This is a genomic window from Maccoyibacter intestinihominis, from assembly GCF_040096355.1.
Classification (GTDB): domain Bacteria; phylum Bacillota; class Clostridia; order Lachnospirales; family Lachnospiraceae; genus Maccoyibacter; species Maccoyibacter intestinihominis.
Genome location: NZ_JBBMEX010000045.1, coordinates 1 through 522 on the forward strand (window position 1 = coordinate 1; position 522 = coordinate 522).

Here is a 522-nt window from a genome sequence, read left to right on the forward strand (position 1 = left end):
GCCGTCGGCCGACCAGTAGACGTAGCGACGGTCTGACAGGTCACGCTGCCGCCACTCGGTATGCTCGTCTTCCCACTGTTTCTTGAGCCGAGACACCGTGTTGGCCGAGAGCCCCTTGGCCTGGTCGCCCAGCAGCGCCGCCAGCGCCTCCTGGTAGTCGCCAGTGGAAATCCCCTTCAGGTAGAGCCAGGGGATCAGTTCCTCGATGCTGCGGGCCCGCTTCAGGTAGGGCGGCAGCAGGCTGCTGTTGAAGCGAGCACCACCGCCGCTGCGGTCACGCACCTTGGGCACCTGCACGCTGACATCCCCAATCCCGGTCTGGACCGTGCGCTCGGGCAGGTAGCCGTTGCGGACCACGGCCTGACGTCCATCGTCGAGCCGCTGATCGGCATACTGCGCCAGGAAGGTGGCCAGCTCGGCCTCGACGGCCTTGGCGATCAGGTCACGGGCACCTCGTCGCAGCAGCTCGTGCAGCGGGTCAGTGACCTGGGGTTCTGGTTGTGAAAGAGCCCGGAGGGTAGA

1 protein-coding gene is annotated in these 522 nt (G+C 66.5%); it reads right to left on the bottom strand.

The window, feature by feature from the left end:
• Positions 1 to 522, bottom strand: a 522-nt coding sequence (locus WMO43_RS14150; RefSeq protein ID WP_353531593.1) for a transposase, incomplete at both ends; no start/stop codon positions are given.